Here is an 18,597-nt window from a genome sequence, read left to right as displayed (position 1 = left end):
TAAATGTCTTAAAAAGTATCATCAGCTTTGTCAATGTCTTAACTTAATGACATTGCTCCATTGAGCGGTTCCTTTTATATTCTATGGAGATGAGGGGAATTGAACCCCTGTCCAAACGTATTCCGTCACTGACCTCTACGGATCGTAGTTATATTATTTGAACTTCACTAGTCCAAAACGCCATATAACAGGGCTAGTATGAACTAGCTAACCTGCAAGACTCTTTCTAACTATTCAGGTGAGGTAGTTAAACGTAACTCGCTAAATTGATACCTATAGTCAGCCACGAGTGAACCGAGAATAAGCAACACATGCGCTTAAATTAAGCAGCTACTGCGTAAGAATTTTGTTTATTTGCAGTTATAAAACTGTGACGTTTTAACGTAGACGTGACCTACGGATCGCAGTCAATGCGAATCTACGCCTGTCGAATCCCGAAACATCCCCCTGAGACTCTATCATTGTAGCATAAATTATATTAACTTACGATCAAAAAGCTTTTATTACTCCAAGTGTGCTAAACGAACAACGTCACGTTCAATCATTAATTCTTCATCAGTTGGGATGGTCATAACCTTTATCTTTGAATCAGGTTTAGTGATAAACTTCTCACCATTTGTCCAATTAGCGTCAAAGTCTGGCTTCATTCCTAAGAATTGGAATGACTTCATTACATCTCTACGTACACGAGCGTCGTGTTCACCAACACCAGCAGTAAAGGCAATGCCATCTACCCCTTGCATTTCAGCAATATAAGCACCAATATAACGAATTATTCTGTTAACAAAGATTTTACGTGCAAGTTGTGCTCTCTTGTCAGGATTATGCTTCAAATCACGCATATCTGGAGAAATACCAGAAATACCTAACAAACCTGATTTATCATTTAGAATATCAATCATTTGATCAATACTAATATTTTCTTTCTTCATTATGTATTGAAGAATTGATGGATCAACGTCACCTGAGCGGGTACTCATAGTAATACCAGCAACTGGAGTAAAGCCCATTGAGGTATCATAAGACTTCCCACCTTTAACAGCGGTAATAGAAGCGCCAGAACCTAAGTGACAAACTATCAGCTTAAGATCTTTCAAATCCTTACCCATCATTTCGGCAGCCCGAGCAGAAACATAACGTACAGAAGTACCATGAGCACCATACTTACGAGCCTTATATTTGTCATAATATTTATAAGGAATCGAGTACAAATAATGTACTGGATCTAAAGTATGGTGGAAGGAAGTATCAAACACACCAACTTCAGGTACATTCGGTAATATCTTCATAAATGCTTCAATTCCTCTTGCTTCAGCAGGATTGTGCAACGGAGCATATTCTTTCAAGTCACGAATCTTTTGCAATTTCTTTTTGTCAATAATTGCGGAGTCTTCGAAAGTTTCGCCACCTGCAACGATTCGGTGACCAATACCAACAATGTCATTAATATCGTCTACGACATCGTATTTCTTCAAGCTTTTAAACAATAAATTTACTGCAGTTTCTTGGTCTGGGATAGCAATCTTTTCTTCATGCTTCTCGCCATTAGCTAGCTTGATTTCAAACGTGGAATCATCGAGTCCGACTCTGTCAGCCATTCCTTCTGCCAATACCTTTTCATCAGGTAATGAAAATAATTTATATTTAAACGAAGAACTACCTGAATTAATTGCTAAAACTTTCTTCATAAAAAATCCTCCACATAAGTGATAATTTTCATAAATTCATGAATATTATATTTCACAAATCAATGAATGTTTTTAGTATACCACTCGTTTAGCTTAACATTAAACTTTATAAGGGCTTTTTCGTTCTTCATCGAGTCCAACTTTGTGAGTAAAGCCTCACTGCTGACAGCGTTTTCACCATGATTTTGAAATACCAAAATTGATTTTTGATTAAATTTATTTTGAAACATATCATCTGGTAATTCGATAATAGATCGCAAAAATACTTTTTTAGAAAGCCAAGGCATAAAATCAGAGCCAACTTCCCCAGCAAGAATGGATTTTGGTACTACCAAGAAAGCATAGCCTGCTGGCTTCAAATTCTTAATAATCTGTTCAATAAACAATAAATGTGCAAATGAATGTCCTTTATTTGCTTTGGTAGCAAAATTCTTGGCATTTTCATCAATTGGGTAATAACCAATTGGCAAATCACTAACTACAGCGTCAGGGCTAGGGATCAACCAAGGTGTTAAAGCATCCTGACAATAAAGGCTAATCTTAAGCCCATTCAAATGAGCCGCAACATCAGCTAAATTGAGCATATCTTCATCATTATCGATACCAGCCAATTTATAACTATTCTTTGAATGATCAGCGGTCTTAAGCTGGTTAATTACAGAATAAAGTAAATTACCTGTACCAATAGCCGGATCTACAATTTCTAATTCTTTATCAGGCAATAATTTTTGCATAATTAAGGCAATAATAGTTGAAATAGCCGGTGGCGTTGGCATCTGATTAGCATTTCTACCATCATCTTTAATTGCTTTTAAAGTTAAATAAATAAAAACTTGTGCTTTTAGTGGCCGTGATAATTTATCATAGTTTAAATCTGCATATTTTTTAGCTAATTCAGCGACCGTCTTTTTATCTGGGGCATCCATTTCAACTTTGATTCTGCCATTTTCAAGGTTATCAAAAGTTTCAGTTAATGCTTCTCCAAAAGAAACGTTTAATGCCTTTTGCAGACACTGAACACAGTCTAAAAATTTATTAAAAATCTTCTCAAAATTTTCTACGTTTTTATTACTCATATTTTTCATCCTTTTTCTATACCTTAATCATTTTAAAGAAAGCATTCAAAGGGCGCAAGAAAGTTAATTAGAGAGTAAATATTCTATTAACAAAAGATTGTTTTCCATACTATCGTGATACACCTGTTGGTAAAACTGTAAAAAAAGCAGGCAAGTTGTCAGAACCAACATACTACTTAGTAATACGCTCCCTTTTATCATTTTCGTTTTGTTTCTTATCTTTAGATTCTTCTTTGGTGGAATCTTTTTCCTTATTCTTAATTTTATCATTCTTTTTCTCTTCTTTAGGTTTTGGATCTAACTTAAAACACAATTGTGATTTACGACCATCCCTCTCTGTCACGTCAATTTTTACCTGCTTGTCCTTCGTAGTAAAATTTGCAGCCCTAACATCTAAAAGAAGCGGCATATGTCCCCCGTTAACTGTTGATGATCTCACCATATTTTTATAAAGGGACAAATTATAAGTTTTCTTTTCTCCATCTTTTTTGACTTTTACAAACGCTGCTTTAGTAAAATTTGAACTTGAAGGTAAGGTATAGACATACTTTGTATCATCATCTTGCAAGAAACGATTAAATTGTACGTAAGCAAAAACAATGTTGTCTGTATGGTGATCCGCTCCGTTTGCTGTTTTCAAACTTTGCAATAAATTTTGTAAAATCAACACCACAATTAAAGTAACAAAAACTGAAAAAATTGCTTCAGCTAGCAAAAAGCCCCTACTTTTCAATGTGGTATTCTTTTTTTTCATTCGTATCATAAACATAGCCATTACCCGCTGGTTGGTAAACGTGATCGTGCACTTTTACTTCTTTTAAATTATTTTTCTTCATGACGTGCCATGCGTAAGTGCGGTCAGTTTTAGATTCTAAATTACGTTCATTTTCTCGGCTTTCACCAACAACTAGTGCAAAGATTGTCACTCCTAAAAAGGCAATAATTAGTGCAATCATACTTTCCGCCATCAGGAAACCTTTACTTTTAATCATCTATTGCCCTTCCCCACATCATCTGTAATTTAATCTTCTGTGAATTCTTATGATCAGATATTTTAATCGTTCTTGGAGCTATAAAACCTTTTTGTGAAGCTGTTAAATCTTTTAACCCATAAATTTCTATATTCTTATCCAAATATAAGTCACGCGAATAATGTCTGCCCCGAAACGTTATCAAACTAGAATTTACAAAATAATTAATGGTCATTGCCTCATGGCGAATGGCACTGACGCGGGCAGCCTGTTCAATCGAAGTCTTAACCTGCCTAGTTGTATTATTTAAAACTAATTGTTGTTGGTAATTTTGCAATTGAACATTAGAAACCATAACAAGGGCAACAGAAATAATTAGCGTAATCATTGTTTCAACCAAAGTAAAAGCTCTAATTTTATGCCTACTTATTCTTTTTAACGGTTCCATGGCTCACAGTATATTTTTTGGATTTTTCTAATTGTTTCTTAGTTAAGTAACCATCTTTATACATATTTTCGAAATTGATTGCTTTTCCCTTCCTATCCTTGTCATCCTCATAAAGGTTGGCTTGTGTTTGTAAAGTGGTTTTAAAAGCTTCATCAGTTCTACTGCCAGCATTATCTTTTTGCTTAACTAAGTTGGGAGCAATAATTAAAATTAAAAGTACAATAATTGCTATAACAACAACCATTTCAATCAACGTAAACCCTTGTGGCTTTCTTGTCTTAGCAATAATGTTTAATAAATAATTTTTCATCTTTTTTTTCATAATTTACACCTTAAATTCCCTGCATCATGCTGTACATTGGTAATAATAACTTTAGGTACATCCCAATAATGCATAATCCAATCAAAATAAAACAAAACGGTTGAACATTAACCACTAATTTCTCAATTCTACTGGTTAAATCCGTGAATAAACTCTTACCCAAGACAAGACAACGACTACCCAATTTACTGCGCTTTGATCCCGTCTGAAGCAACACTAATAATGAATCTGATAAAAATGGTTCATTCTTGATGATATATTCCAAACTTTTTCCAGCAGCTAATTCTTTACTTGCTTTAGCACCAATATATTGCTGTAACGATCCTTTTTCCTGATCAGCCGCATATTCACACATCTTTTGTAAGGAAAAGCCGCTACCCAAGAGCAGCCCAATATCATAAATCAATAAATAATTTATATAAGTTTTTATTACCGAACCCACAATTGGGTAACCTGCCAATTTCTTCAATGATTTATAATCTTGTTTAGCCAAAAGATTTAAAATCTTTGCAAAATAATAAGTACAGATCACTACCAAAACAATTAATCCTAGCAGTAATATATCTCCACTATGATCACTAGTATCTTCAAATTGATTTGAAATAAAGGTCTGCATAAATAATAAAAGGACAACCATCATCACTGCCAGAATGAAGGGATAAGACAATTCAGCTTTTAGTTTCTTAATCTGTTCATTTCTTAAGCGGTTTAAAGTGGCCAATTGGTCCAGACATTCAAGCAGACTTCCCTGCTGCATTGCTAGATTAACTTGGGTTGCCGTTGTTTTAGAAAAACCCAATTTAAGCAATTCTTCATTAAAATGGGCACCAAGCTTCATTTCTTCGTTTAATTTAATCATCAAATCTTTTCTTTTAGGCCATAGTACCGGCATCAGCTCAAAGCTGGCATTTAATGAAAAACCATTAGATAAACTGTTCTTTAGGTAATCTAAGAAGTTTAATTGCTCCTCCCTAGTTAACTTATCCTTCTTTGTAGTTTTGATAAGTGGCATCGCTAATTTCACCCTCCCTTCTTAATTGCTTTAAATTATCCTGCCAATTAATAAAATCACCGCGAACATTTTGCTCAATATTTGAACTTAAATCTTCTCCAGCCGCAATGTCTAACAAACAAGACAGGCCACTATCCCTAGGCAAAAGTCTTTGATAGGACACCGCGGTCAAACAATTTGCTAGTTCATTATTAGAAACATGCAGGCCTTCTAACCTCGAAATTGTCTGTAAAGTACTCTTAGCGTGAACCGTTGCAAACACTAAATGACCACTTAAAGCCGCATCAACTGCTAATCTGGCCGTTTCCGTATCCCGAATTTCACCAATAATTAAAATATCGGGTCTGTGCCGCAAAGCAGCCTTAAGTAAATTGATATAATCAATTCCCGCCTCGTTGTTAACCTGCGTTTGCAAAAAAGAAGATTCATGAACTTCAACCGGATCTTCGATTGTCATCACCACCCTTTTTTCACCAACATACTTGGCCAGCTTATACATCGTGGTGGTCTTACCGGAACCGGTAGGACCACTGGTAATAATCAAACCCCGTTTTTTAGATAATTCTTTTAAAAACTCTAATTGCTGATCAAAGAAGTAACTACTATCACTAATTTGGTAGATAATCCGAATCACCAATGATTCTTGATCTGAAAAATCCCCTAGACTGGATAATCGTAAATAGTAGTCGGCACCCTTGTATTCATAGGTCATCGCACCCACCTGCGGCCTGCGGTGTTCTGAAATATCCATTTGGGCGGCATATTTAAAGAAATTTATAATCTCCTTTCCCTTATTTTTAGTAAAATTTGTTTTCTCTTCTACCCCATAATTAGTTCTAAAATTAACTACTACTCGTTCCTGCTTAAATAAAAAGAATATATCACTTGTATGAGCTAGAATAGCCTCTTCAAGTAAAGAATTAACTATCTCCTTCATTCCCATAAAAAAATCCCCCTTTATTTGGTACCACTATTAAGTACGTAAAAAAGGAGGAATATTTTCTTATAAGCAAAAAATACCCAATCTTTCGATTGAGTATTTTAATTATTCTATTTCAAATTAATCTTCATCTGCAGCCGCAGTATATACGTTTTGAACGTCATCGTTGTCTTCTAAGGCATCGACTAGATGTTGAAATTGTTCTTTCTTATCTGCTGGAACAGGTGTGGTGTTTTGCGGAACCATAACTAATTCTGCATCGGCTATCTTGTAGCCATCCTTTTTAAGGGCATCACGAACCTGTGTAAATTCCTTAGGGTCAGTGTAAACTTCGTAAGCATCGTCACTTGTTTGCAAATCATCACCACCGGCATCCATAACGTCAAGTAAAACTTGATCTTCATCAGCATCAGTAGTTGAACGGTCAATTACAATGTAACCTTTCCGGTCAAACATGTATGAAACTGAACCGGTAGCACCAAGTGAACCACCATTACGGGTGAAGGCAACACGAACATCTGAAGCAGTTCTGTTCTTGTTATCAGTCAATGCTTCGATGAAGACGGCAATACCACCTGGGGCATAGCCTTCATAAGTAATCTCGTCGTAGTGCTCTTCTGAGTTGCCTTCAGCTTTTTTAATAGCACGTTGGATATTATTCTTCGGCATGTTATTAGCATGTGCCTTATCCATGATCATACGCAAGTTAGGATTCCCTGAGGGGTCAGGACCACCGTTCTTTGCAGCCATGTAAATTTCACGAGATAATTTCTGGAAAATTTTCCCTCTCTTAGCGTCTTGCGCATTCTTGCGGCCTTGAATGTTGTGCCATTTTGAATGTCCTGACATAAGAATCCTTCTTTCTTCATTTATAATATTAACGATAATTATAGTAACTCATAGGGCCATAAAATTCAATACTAGCAGTGATTTAACTGGATTTTTTCTTCATTATTAAAGTGTGAACAGCTTGTCCAATTAAACAAAGCAAAATCCCGGTCAAAGCACCTGCCCCGTCTAACATTATATCATGTACACTAGGGGTTCTGTCACCAGTTAAAAATTGGTGAAATTCATCAAAAGCGGCTAAGCCAATTACAGTCAGCCAAATAAAAAGTGGTCCAAGCCAATTAATTTTAAAAATTCGTTTAAGACCAAGGTAGCCAAATAAGCCAACTAAAAAATAGGAAGAAAAGTGAGCGGCTTTGCGGATAACAAATTCCGTCATACTGGCAACGCCACCGTCCAGATAAGCATTGTGCCATTTCCCACCGTAATAAATATTCCAGTTGCCAACTAGTTCCTCAATTAAAGACAAATGATGATTAATAGAAGTTGGCTTCATTTCTTGCTGGTGGTAAGTCATCGAACTTGAGATAAATAGCAACACAAGTACTAGCAATGCCAGTAATAAATATATTTTTTCATTTTTAGTAAATCTAAATTTTTTCATAAAAATCCTCAAAAATTTTCTTCTACTATAATTAATATAAAACAAATAATTAATAAAATAAGAAGAATTTGCTTAATTCTTTATCCAGTAAGCGTTTTAGTACTGGTCAGCCCGCTTTTTAATAGGTAGAATAAAAATGTTAAGCACTTTTAGGAGGAGAGAAATTAAGTGGACACTACAAATACAAAAAATAAATATATTTCTTGGCCAGTACTAACTTTAATGGCTTTTTGTACTGTTATCGGCTTAGACGATATCATGTACAACTTCCAAAACCAAGGAATGTCCGTTGTTACATCATGGATTATCATGTGTATCTTTTATGTTATTCCATATTCGTTAATGGTGGGACAACTTGGCTCGGTCTTCAGTAAAGAAGGTGGCGGCCTTTCATCATGGGTACGAGGTACCGACGGTGAGTTTCTTGGCTACTTTACCGCTTGGACATATTGGGCAGCTTCAATCCCTTATGCAGTTGATTCTGCTAATGAGATTATCGTTGATATTGGTTGGGCACTCACAGGCTCAGAAAAATTTCAGCACCAAATAAATAACTCTACCTTTGCTATTTTAACTTTTACCATGTTCATTATCTTCATTATTATTGAACATTACTTTTCCCATTCGATGGAAATTCTCTCAACCATCGGTGGTGGGTTAATGCTTATTATGACCCTCATGTTTGTCTTCTTAGCCTTCTTAGGCTTGGCAAAATCTGGCGGTCACATGGCTACTCAACCATTTACCTGGCGCACCCTTATTCCCAAGTTCGACATGCACTACTGGTCAACCATAGCCATGTTGATCTTTGCGTTAAACGGCTGTGAGCTGGTCGCACCATACGTAACTAAGATGAGGCACCCTAAAAGTGACTTCCCTAAAGCAATGATTGCCTTGGCTATCATGACCATTTTCTTAACGGTCTTCGGTTCCTTTGCCTTAGGAATTTACTTTAACGCTTACCACATCCCTAACGACTTAAAGATGAACGGTGCTTACTATGTATTCGACATGGTTGGTCACCAATATGGCATGGGTAAATTCTTGCTATACCTATGGGCATGGACATCCGTCTTTTATAACGCCGCTTTACTTGCCGTCTTGCTAGATGCAATGACCAGAATGCTCATTTCCGATACCGGTGACAAGTACATGCCACATTTCTTACGCAAAAAAGACAAAAACGGCTTACCAATCAACGGCTATATTCTTACCGTTTCACTTTCAGCATTTATCATGCTGCTAGGAATTTTCCTTCCTGATATGAACGATATCTTTAACTGGCTATTAAACCTAAACGGGATCATCTCACCGGGTGTTACTTGCTGGATATTCTATTCATTCATGCGGATAAGAAAGAATTCCAAGAAATTCCCATCAGATTACGTCTTTATTAAAAATGATAAACTGGCTTATGCAGCTGGCCTCTTTCTCTTAGTAGTAACCGCAGCAGCCACCATTATGGGAATTGCTCCGCAAGACGTTAAACAATACGGTAGTATCTGGTGGTACGAACTGATCATTAACGTTATCTCCATCATCGTATTAATTGGCTTAGGTGCAATTTTGCCAGGAATCAGGCGCCGCGAAGAGGAATACGGTGTTGCCTTTAGCCGGCCACAATGGATTACGATCTTTACAATTATTATTGTCTCGGTCATCATTGATATTTACCTTGGTGGTACTAAAATTGCCCTTCGGGGAGTTTACATTGGAATTGAAGCCATAATTGCTTTAACCATATGTTGGGTAGCTGGTCACAGAAAACCCGCTGACGCCACAAAATAGTTTATTCATACTTAAAATAGTCCTGTTTTTGATTGAAACAGGGCTATTTTTCCCAAAATAAATTAGAATTATTAAAATATAAAACCGCTTACTGTACAATGAATGTGTTAATTAAATTAAGGAGAAGAAAATGAAAAATATTCCTTTTAAAGCTGTAGCTGTAGACATGGATGGAACCTTTGACAATGATGATCTTACCTTTGATCATCCCCACTTCGAAAAAGTTCTAACCAAGTTGCGTCAACGTCACATTCATTTTATTGTTTCTAGTGGCCGTCCGCTTGTCCGTCTTAGAAGAGATTTTGCCGGCTTTTTAGACCGGATTGACATGATTGCTGACAATGGTTCCCTTCTAATTCAAGATAATAGTATTATTTCTAGCCACGTTTTAACCTATAAGACCTCTGTGGCTTTAATCAATTTTATTCAAGATAATTATCCTGAGGCACATATTGTGGCTAGTGGGATGGATCATGCCTATTTAAGTAAAAACGCACCGACTGACTTCAAACGCTTAATGCATTTTTACTACCCCAATGAAATTCAAGTAGATAATTTACCCGAAGACATCCCTTCTAGTGAACGGGTTACAAAACTAACCCTTAACTGCTCCGCTGAATTAGCAGCCAAGATTGAGAGCAGGTTCAACAAATTTAACGGTGAAAGAATTCACTGTACAACCAGTGGTTTCGATGATATCGACATTGTGCCTTATGGGGTTAACAAGGCTCAAGGGCTTAAATACTTCTTACGCTACTTCAACGTTAAACCCAGCGAACTAATTGCCTTTGGTGACGGTTTAAACGACAAGGAGATGCTCGAATTAGCTGGTTACAGTTATGCAATGGCTAATGGCGATGAAAGAATTAAAAAATTAGCCAAGTATCAGGCTCCAAGTAATAATGACAGTGGTGTCCTGCAAGTTCTCGAAAAATACCTACAATAAAATGAAGTTTCTTTTAGCACCGGATTCTTTTAAAGAAAGCATGACCGCTAAAGAAGTCTGTCAGGCTATGGAAAAAGGAATTAAAAATGTTCTACCAAATGCCCAAATCATTGCGGTACCGATGGCTGATGGTGGCGAAGGGACAACTGCCTCTTTAGTCGACGCAACCCACGGGCAAATAATTACTAAGAAAGTAGTTGGTCCTCTTGGTAAAAAAGTTAGCGCTAATTATGGCATTCTGGGTGATGGTAAAACAGCAATCATCGAAATGGCACAGGCTAGCGGTTTAACTTATGTACCTATTCAAAAGCGCACCTCTGCAACTATCTTACAAACAACTACCTTTGGGACCGGGGAATTAATTATTGATGCCCTTAATCACGGAGTAAGCAATATCATCATTGGCTTAGGTGGCAGCGCCACAAACGATGGTGGTGCAGGAATGGCTCAAGCAATCGGTATCACCTTTCGAGACCAAAATAACCAAAAAATTAGCCATCCCCTAGGCGGCGGTGATTTGAATAGAATTAGCAAGATTGATCTAAGTAATATTAATCCTAAAATTAATAAAACTACTTTTACCTTAGCAAGCGATGTAACTAACCCACTACTCGGTAAAAACGGTGCATCTTACGTTTTCGGTAAGCAAAAAGGTGCGGATGAAAACACTCAACCCCTTTTGGATAATAATCTCAGCCACTATGCCTCCATAATTAAGAAGGCAATTGGTAAAAGTGTAGCAACCATCCCTGGTAGCGGTGCTGCAGGTGGCCTTGGAGCCGGTTTATTAGCTTTCACCCCTGCTAAGATTGAACCTGGCGTTAAGGTGGTTGCCCGAGAAACCCATTTAGAAGATAAAATGCAGAATGCAGATTTTGTCTTTACAGGTGAAGGTGGGACCGATCTACAAACTAAATTTGGAAAAACACCATTTGGAGTTGCACAAATTGCACAAAAACATGATATTCCGGTGATATCTTTAGCTGGCTACCTGGGAAAGGGCATTGAACAATTATATGAGTATGGTTTTACGGCCATCTTTGGCATTTTAGACAAAGCCGAACCAATTGAAATGGCTTTAAAAAATGGACCGGCCAACGTAAGCCGAACTATGGAAAACATAGTCCGTTTAATTAAATATCTAGATGAAGAAAAGTGAGTTTAAATTACTCACTTTTTTCTTTATACTTACGGTTGTATCCTATTAATAATTGTGGGAAGGTTGTTTTATAAGTCAATTTTTATTAAGGAGTGTATTTTTTATGAGCTATATTGAAGTACGCCATAACTACAAGAAGTATAAAACTGGTGATACCGAAGTTTTAGCTAATAAAGGTGAACTGGCAATTATCTTGGGTGCTTCTGGTGCCGGTAAATCAACCATCCTAAACATATTGGGTGGTATGGACACTAACACCAGTGGTGACGTCATCATCGATGGTAAGAATATTGCTAAATACAACAGACGGCAATTGACCACCTACCGTAGGAATGACATCGGTTTTGTTTTTCAATTTTATAATTTGATTCAAAACCTGACTACTAAGGAAAATGTTGAATTAGCATCAGAAATCGTTGACGATGCCTTAGACCCCATTAAAACTCTAGAAGACGTGGGATTAAAAAACCGAATCAATAACTTTCCTGCCGAATTATCCGGTGGTGAACAACAAAGAGTAGCCATCGCCCGAGCAGTCGCAAAGAATCCTAAGATTCTACTCTGTGATGAACCAACTGGTGCCCTTGACTACGAAACCGGTAAACAAGTTTTGCAAATTATCGAAGACATGAGCCGGAAACATGGTGCTACTGTCGTCATCGTTACTCACAACAGCTCCATTGCTCCAATGGCTGACCGGGTTATCCACTTTCATGATGGCAAAGTTACCAAGATAGAACAAAATGCTAAACCAGAACCCGTATCAAACATTAAATGGTAGGTGGTCAGCATGAATAAAATTATTTGGAAAGATATTTGGCAATCAATTAAACATACAAAAGGCCAGTTCTTCTCAATTTTAGGGTTAATGCTACTTGGTGCCTACTGTCTTGTGGGTTTAGTTGTTACCGGGCCCGATATGCGGGATACCGGTAATGATTATGCCAAAAAGCTAAATACCCCTGACCTAACAGTTATCAGCAACTATGGCTTGGATCACCAGGACGTTAAACGCATTAATAAGACTAAGGGATTAAAACAAGCTGAGTACGGTTACATGACTGATACCGTTGTTAAGGGTTCTAAAAAGAGCTTCCGAATTTTTTCCAAACCCAGTAAGGTTGGTAAATATGAACTACGTAACGGCCATCTGCCCAATAAAAAAGGTCAGATAGCCTTAGCTGCCCAATACCACAAGAAGTACAAGATTGGCGATAAAATCAATTTTACTGAAAAAAGCAACGTGCTTGGTAAAACTTTCTTAAAACGCCATTCATTTAAAATCGTTGGTTTCGTTCGTTCAAGTCAAATCCTATCAAACATAAACTTAGGTCAAAGTACAAGTGGTACCGGTGAATTAAGAGGTTATGCGGTTGCTGTTCCGCAAGACTTTAACTCTGACGTTTACATGACCGCTAACCTTACCTACAAGAATTTACGCGGGATTGATTCTTACGGCTCCACTTACACTAACCGTGTAACTAAGGATAAGAAAGAACTCAAGAAGAATTTAAACAGTGAGGTTTCTGCACGTAAAAGCCGAATTAATGATTCTATCAACAGTAAGTTACAGCCCCAACAAGATAAACTCGATCAGGCAAAAGATGAACTGCAGACTAGCCAAGATAAATTAATTAGTGCCCAAAAGCAATTAACTAAAGGAAAAGCTGCAATTGCTAAAAATGAACAGGTATTACAAAGTAAATCCCGTTCCGCTCAAAGTCAATTACAGGCCGGTGCCAGTCAATTAGCTCAAGCAAAACAGGCTATTGGGCAAATGCAGGCTGCTGGAAAGCAAAATACTCCTCAGTACCAAGCTGCTGTTGCGCAATACTCTGCTAAAGCAAATGAATTACAAAGTAAAAAGCAGCAATTACAAGCTACTTCTGCTGGTGCACAAGCTAAATTAAGCCAGGCAAAACAAGAACTTGCTTCAAAGCAAGCTGAATACAAGCAAGCAAAGCAAAAATTCGCTCAGTCTGCCCCAGCTGCAAGAAGGAAAATAAGTGCTGGGCAGAAAAAGTTAGATAAGATCAAAGAACAAGTCAAGGAACTTAAGTCTCCTACTTATACTATTTCCAACCGTAGAGAGGTTCCCGGTAGCGAGGGCGACGTGGTTTACACGACTATTTCACAGGTTGTTGATGATTTAGCCAAAGTATTCCCAATCTTCTTATACTTCGTTGCCGCTTTAGTAACTTTTACCACTATGAACCGCTTCATCGATGAAGAACGGATTAATTCTGGTACCTTAAAGGCACTTGGTTATGATGATCACGTTATTATCAATAAATTTACCTTCTATGGCTTCATTTCAGGCACATTGGGCACTATTATTGGTATTTACTTAGGACATACACTTTTACCACAAATTGTCTATCACGCCTATTACAATGATTTGACGTTACCGCCAATTGAGCAGCATTTCTATTGGGGCATAAGTATTATTGCCATAATCCTATCTTGGATCAGTTCGGTACTGCCAGCTTACCTAACAGCTAAAGGCGAATTAAACGAGAAGCCTGCAGCTTTACTCTTACCTAAACCACCTGCAGCCGGTTCTAAGATAATGCTAGAAAAGATTCCATTCATCTGGAATCATTTAAACTTTACCCACAAAGCCACTGCCCGTAACGTTTTCCGTTATAAGAAACGAATGTTAATGACTATCTTTGGTGTCTGTGGTGCTGCAGCACTATTATTCACCGGCTTTTCTGTCAAGAACTCAATCGGTAATATGAATAAACGCCAATTTGGTGATTTAATTCATTACGATATGATCGTAGCTAAGAAAGATCCGATCACACATAGTCAAAACGTTGCAGTCAATAAGAAGCTGCATAGTAATGCTATTAAGTCTGAAGCTCCGATTCACTATGAGTCGATGTCTAAGACCGCCGGTAAAAACAATGATTCGCAGGATATTAAATTAATTGTCCCAAGCAACACGAAAAACTTTAAGAATTACGTTCATTTAAACAATCGTAAGACTCATAAGAACATCCCATTAAGCAATAATGGTGCTGTTGTTTCTGAACGTTTAGCCAACCTACTACATGCTAAAGTTGGGGACAAGATTAGCATGAACGATGGTAATGGTCATAAACGAACGATTAAAATCAGCGGCATCACCGAAATGTATATGGGACACTTCGCCTTCATGAATCCGACTAAATACCAGAAAGTCTTTAATAAGACATTTAGCACCAACGCAAGTATGGTTATTCTAAAGAATGGTAGCTCCAAAAACACCGAAAATGAAGCTTATAAATTCATGAAACTAGGTGGTACAGCCGGTGTTGTACAAAACACAACCATCACCCAAGAAATTAATACCGTGGTTGAATCATTGAATATGATCATGATTGTATTAATCATTGTTGCTGGATTACTTGCTATTGTTATTCAGTACAACTTGACCAATATTAATGTTTCTGAGCGGATTAGAGAGTTATCAACAATCAAAGTTCTTGGTTTCTACGATAATGAAGTTACGATGTACATTTACCGCGAAACGATCCTTCTAACTTGTATTGGACTAATCGTAGGCTACGGTGTAGGAGACCTGCTCTACCGCTACATCCTATACGTAGTTCCACCTGATAATGTCATGTTTAACCCTGCACTATCAGCGTCTAGCTTCTTATGGCCGTTTGGTGTAATTGGAATTATTACCTTAGTCTTGGGCTTTGTTGTTAATAATAAACTTAAGAACATCGATATGCTGGAAGCTTTAAAATCAGTTGATTAGTTAGCTAAAAAACCTGTAATTCTCATAATTGAGAATAATATAAACCCCGAAATTCGAATCTGAATTTCGGGGTTTTACTATGATCGAATTAATTAAAAGTAAATAAAAGAATTGCCTCCGATAACATATCGAAAACGATTCATAATTATTTAATTAATAATAATGCGTGCTAATTCCATGGTTCACATCATTCTAACCTATTTTTCGTACTTTCCTACCTTATGCAATGATATCCAAAATAGCTTGTCTTACTTTAACAAACGCTGTTGTTGGTAATAAATCTAATTTCTGAGCATGCCGTTCTCTAAAATCATAGGTAAAAAATTGTAGCGGATTAATATATCCATCCACTTTATCACTGACAACAGGGACAAAGAAATCTTTCAATCGATTATTAGTAGCATGTGTAATTGGTGCTATTACTACTAAGCCGGTAATTTGACTGTAACCTACATTGCTCATTACTAAAGCAGGCCTTCTTTTTTTAATTTCTTTTCCTATAGCAGGATCGAAATCTATTGCTATTAAATCTTGTTGTGCGGGAATATATTCTTTATGAGAGTTCATTATCAAATAAAGGTCCTTCGAATTCTTCCTTTTGACGTGAATTTTTATATTTGTTAATAAAAGCCGGATCTTTAAAGGGATTAGATTTTTCTGGAACATAGACAATCATGCCGTCACGTCCTTGAAAAACTCTATATCTTTTTGCCTTAGGTTTTATTTCTTTAGGTAAGGTTAAAATATTTGAATTCCCAGATTTTCGAATTTTAATAGTTTTATCAGACATAACGTAATTCCTCCATATTTATCGGTATGTCTTAAGTATATACCAGTAAAAATAAAAAACAATAAATTCTTAATTAAACAACATATCAGGAGTCATCTTTCAAAAAATAGTTCCTTGAAAATATAAATCAACCCATTCTATTTAATTGAGTTGATTTATAAACTTTATCATAAAAAATACCTGTAATTCTTATAACTGAGAACTGCAGGTATTTGTATTGTACAATTAAATATTTTTTAACGACTAATATCAAAAATTAGCTTTCTTAGCAAATATATCTTTACCAATAATATAATATCGTTTGCCTTTAATCTTAATTGATGAACCATAAGTTGCTACTGCCCTACGTTTACGCAATACTTTCTTACCAACATATATTATTAATTCAATCATCCATTCTAAGAAATTCTATCTAGGACTTCATATATAAAAAAATTAATTTAGCGTATTAGTTGAATTTAATTTAGAATCATTATAATCTAGAAGAGGATCAATGCGGTTCAGCAATCGCATTAATAATTATTTAGGAGGCTTTTCATGTCGAAGAAAGTTATTATTGTTGGAGCATCACACGGTGGCCACGAAGCAATCAGAGAGTTGTTAAACCGCTACAATGACATTGATATTACCTTATTTGAATCTGGTGATTTTATTTCCTTTATGTCATGTGGAATGGAATTGTACCTTGAGAACAAGGTTACGAATGTTAATGATGTTAGAAACTTTGGACCTGATACATTCACTGAACCAAATGTCCACGTTTTAAACAATCATACTGTTACTAAAATTAATTCAGATAAAAAGACCGTTACTGTCAAGGACAACAAGGGGCAAGTTAAGGATTATCCGTATGATAAATTAATTCTTAGTTCTGGTGTTACTCCAAATTCATTACCTGTTAAGGGTACTGATTTAGAAAATGTTTACTTAATGCGTGGTAAAGATTGGGCAACCAAGATTAAGTCCAAGTTAACTGATCCTAGTGTTAAGAACATGACCATTATCGGTGCCGGTTATATTGGTATTGAAGCTGCAGAAGCTAGCGTTAAAGCTGGTAAGCATGTAACCCTCTTAGATATGATTGACCGTCCACTGGGTGCTTACCTTGATAAAGATATGACCGATATTCTCAACAAAGAATTGACTGACAAAGGCGTCGACGTTGAGATGGGACAAGCCATCACCGAATTCGAAGGCAAAGACGGTAAGGTTACCGCTGTTAAGACTAAGACCAATGAATTTCCAAGTGATGTTGTCATCCAAGCTGCTGGTGTTAAAGCTAACACTAATTGGATGAAGGGCACTGTTGATCTTGATAATCGCGGCTGGATGAAGACTAATGAATATCTGCAAACTAATGTACCTGACGTTTACGCAATTGGTGACGCCACATTAGCATATTCAATCCCAGCTGAAAGCCACATGCCTATTGCTTTGGCAACTGTTGCTCGTCGTGAAGCAAGATATGTTTCTAAGCACTTATTTGAGAAGAAGCCAGACGTACCATTTAAAGGTGTCGTTGGTTCTTCAGCTTTAAGCGTCTTTGATTATCACTTCGCTCAAAGTGGTTTGAACTCAACTACTGCAAAACGTGCAGGCGTTAATATCAAAACTTCATTCTATGAAGACAGATTACGCCCACCTTACGTTCCAGTTGGCAAAGACAACCCGAAGGTCTACGTATACTTAGCTTACAAGCCTGACTCTCACCAAATCGTTGGTGGTGCCGTACTTTCTAAGTATGACATTACTGCTCAAGACAATGCTTTATCATTGGCCATCAGCAATAAGATGCGTCTAGAAGATTTAGCAGATGCTGATTTCTTCTTCCAACCAGGTTTCGACCGTCAATGGAGTTTATTAAACTTAGCTGCACAACATGCATTAGGTGAAAGTAAGTTCTAATAGATAAGTCAAAATAAGAAGAGGAATACTTCATAATTTTGATAATGTCTTTAAATTCAAATATTAACAAAAAGGAATCATATCTAACTATATTTGTAGGGAAAAATATGATTCTTTTTTCTATATTAAAATAACATTGACCAGCTTTAATTATAATAAACTACTAAAGAATAATAATTCAAACTGCCAAATATGATTTGATTAGTATTGATGGTATAATTATTAATAACATCAATAACTATTACACTCAACATGAATAGTTAATGATGAAAGGTTAATTAATTCTTTATATGTGATTAACAAGTGATAATGTCTTAACTGTTATCAAAGGAAAATGTCCTAATAGAT

19 protein-coding genes and 1 other RNA gene are annotated in these 18,597 nt (G+C 36.5%); 6 read left to right on the top strand and 14 right to left on the bottom strand.

The window, feature by feature from the left end; translation table 11 throughout:
- Nucleotides 1–81 precede the first annotated feature (81 nt).
- The 11 genes from ssrA to FC77_RS05575 form a co-directional block, all read right to left on the bottom strand.
- Nucleotides 82–447, bottom strand: a transfer-messenger RNA (tmRNA) gene (gene ssrA, locus FC77_RS07900).
- A gap of 56 nt (nt 448–503) precedes the next feature.
- Nucleotides 504–1,688 carry an acetate/propionate family kinase gene (locus FC77_RS05620; RefSeq protein WP_054681989.1) on the bottom strand — a complete coding sequence of 395 codons (1,185 nt, stop codon included), beginning with the start codon at nt 1,686–1,688 and terminating at the stop codon, nt 504–506.
- 59 nt (nt 1,689–1,747) lie between these two features.
- Nucleotides 1,748–2,764 (bottom strand): class I SAM-dependent methyltransferase, encoded by a 1,017-nt coding sequence (locus tag FC77_RS05615; protein ID WP_056970540.1) that lies wholly within the window; start codon nt 2,762–2,764, stop codon nt 1,748–1,750.
- Between the two features lie 172 nt (nt 2,765–2,936).
- Nucleotides 2,937–3,518 carry a ComGF family competence protein gene (locus FC77_RS05610; protein WP_162258100.1) on the bottom strand — a complete coding sequence of 194 codons (582 nt, stop codon included), beginning with the start codon at nt 3,516–3,518 and terminating at the stop codon, nt 2,937–2,939.
- Nucleotides 3,487–3,756 carry a hypothetical protein gene (locus FC77_RS05605; RefSeq protein ID WP_225723697.1) on the bottom strand — a complete coding sequence of 90 codons (270 nt, stop codon included), beginning with the start codon at nt 3,754–3,756 and terminating at the stop codon, nt 3,487–3,489. Before FC77_RS05605 ends, FC77_RS05610 begins: the two co-directional genes overlap by 32 nt.
- A complete protein-coding gene (locus FC77_RS05600; protein WP_225723698.1) occupies nt 3,749–4,135 on the bottom strand; it encodes a Prepilin-type cleavage/methylation protein in 387 nt (128 codons plus the stop codon). Before FC77_RS05600 ends, FC77_RS05605 begins: the two co-directional genes overlap by 8 nt.
- Nucleotides 4,136–4,157: 22 nt before the next feature.
- Nucleotides 4,158–4,505, bottom strand: a complete 348-nt coding sequence (gene comGC / locus FC77_RS05595) for a competence type IV pilus major pilin ComGC (protein ID WP_056970535.1) — start codon at nt 4,503–4,505, stop codon at nt 4,158–4,160.
- 10 nt (nt 4,506–4,515) lie between these two features.
- Nucleotides 4,516–5,517: a type II secretion system F family protein gene (locus FC77_RS05590; RefSeq protein ID WP_054681997.1), complete on the bottom strand. Its 1,002-nt coding sequence runs from the start codon at nt 5,515–5,517 to the stop codon at nt 4,516–4,518.
- Nucleotides 5,486–6,460, bottom strand: coding sequence for a competence type IV pilus ATPase ComGA (gene comGA, locus FC77_RS05585; protein WP_056970533.1), 975 nt, complete (start codon nt 6,458–6,460; stop codon nt 5,486–5,488). The genes FC77_RS05590 and comGA overlap by 32 nt, the downstream gene beginning before the upstream one ends.
- Before the next feature lie 117 nt (nt 6,461–6,577).
- On the bottom strand, nt 6,578–7,306 hold the full coding sequence (locus tag FC77_RS05580; RefSeq protein WP_056970532.1) for a YebC/PmpR family DNA-binding transcriptional regulator: 729 nt from the start codon (nt 7,304–7,306) through the stop codon (nt 6,578–6,580).
- Nucleotides 7,307–7,388: 82 nt separating this feature from the next.
- Complete coding sequence (locus FC77_RS05575; protein ID WP_056970530.1) at nt 7,389–7,910, bottom strand: VanZ family protein; 522 nt, start codon at nt 7,908–7,910, stop codon at nt 7,389–7,391.
- A gap of 168 nt (nt 7,911–8,078) precedes the next feature.
- Here FC77_RS05575 and FC77_RS05570 point away from each other — a divergent pair, with 168 nt between their 5' ends.
- From FC77_RS05570 to FC77_RS05550, 5 genes are all read left to right on the top strand, one after another.
- Nucleotides 8,079–9,698: an APC family permease gene (locus FC77_RS05570; protein WP_056970529.1), complete on the top strand. Its 1,620-nt coding sequence runs from the start codon at nt 8,079–8,081 to the stop codon at nt 9,696–9,698.
- A 130-nt stretch (nt 9,699–9,828) separates the two neighbouring features.
- Complete coding sequence (locus FC77_RS05565) at nt 9,829–10,644, top strand: Cof-type HAD-IIB family hydrolase (RefSeq protein ID WP_056970527.1); 816 nt, start codon at nt 9,829–9,831, stop codon at nt 10,642–10,644.
- 1 nt (nt 10,645) lies between these two features.
- The gene (locus tag FC77_RS05560; RefSeq protein ID WP_056970525.1) at nt 10,646–11,803 is read left to right on the top strand and encodes a glycerate kinase family protein; all 1,158 of its coding nucleotides are present in this window, start codon (nt 10,646–10,648) and stop codon (nt 11,801–11,803) included.
- Between the two features lie 103 nt (nt 11,804–11,906).
- Entirely contained in the window at nt 11,907–12,584 is a 678-nt protein-coding gene (locus FC77_RS05555) for an ABC transporter ATP-binding protein (RefSeq protein WP_056970523.1), read from the top strand.
- Nucleotides 12,585–12,593: 9 nt separating this feature from the next.
- The gene (locus FC77_RS05550) at nt 12,594–15,554 is read left to right on the top strand and encodes an FtsX-like permease family protein (RefSeq protein ID WP_056970522.1); all 2,961 of its coding nucleotides are present in this window, start codon (nt 12,594–12,596) and stop codon (nt 15,552–15,554) included.
- A 219-nt stretch (nt 15,555–15,773) separates the two neighbouring features.
- On the opposite strand, the gene FC77_RS05545 is transcribed toward FC77_RS05550, so the two are convergent.
- The 3 genes from FC77_RS05545 to FC77_RS07890 form a co-directional block, all read right to left on the bottom strand.
- Nucleotides 15,774–16,121 carry a type II toxin-antitoxin system PemK/MazF family toxin gene (locus FC77_RS05545; RefSeq protein WP_056970542.1) on the bottom strand — a complete coding sequence of 116 codons (348 nt, stop codon included), beginning with the start codon at nt 16,119–16,121 and terminating at the stop codon, nt 15,774–15,776.
- A complete protein-coding gene (locus FC77_RS05540) occupies nt 16,108–16,344 on the bottom strand; it encodes a hypothetical protein (protein ID WP_054682004.1) in 237 nt (78 codons plus the stop codon). The genes FC77_RS05545 and FC77_RS05540 overlap by 14 nt, the downstream gene beginning before the upstream one ends.
- Nucleotides 16,345–16,593: 249 nt before the next feature.
- Nucleotides 16,594–16,737, bottom strand: coding sequence for an SLAP domain-containing protein (locus tag FC77_RS07890; RefSeq protein ID WP_082137185.1), 144 nt, complete (start codon nt 16,735–16,737; stop codon nt 16,594–16,596).
- 144 nt (nt 16,738–16,881) lie between these two features.
- Between FC77_RS07890 and FC77_RS05535 the strand changes: the two genes are divergently transcribed.
- Entirely contained in the window at nt 16,882–18,249 is a 1,368-nt protein-coding gene (locus FC77_RS05535) for an FAD-dependent oxidoreductase (RefSeq protein WP_054682006.1), read from the top strand.
- The last annotated feature ends 348 nt before the right edge of the window (nt 18,250–18,597 follow it).

The sequence above is a fragment of the Lactobacillus acetotolerans DSM 20749 = JCM 3825 genome (genome assembly GCF_001436775.1).
Lineage (GTDB): Bacteria > Bacillota > Bacilli > Lactobacillales > Lactobacillaceae > Lactobacillus > Lactobacillus acetotolerans.
Note: the sequence above shows the minus strand (reverse complement) of the source record. Positions and strands in the feature narration are given on the sequence as shown.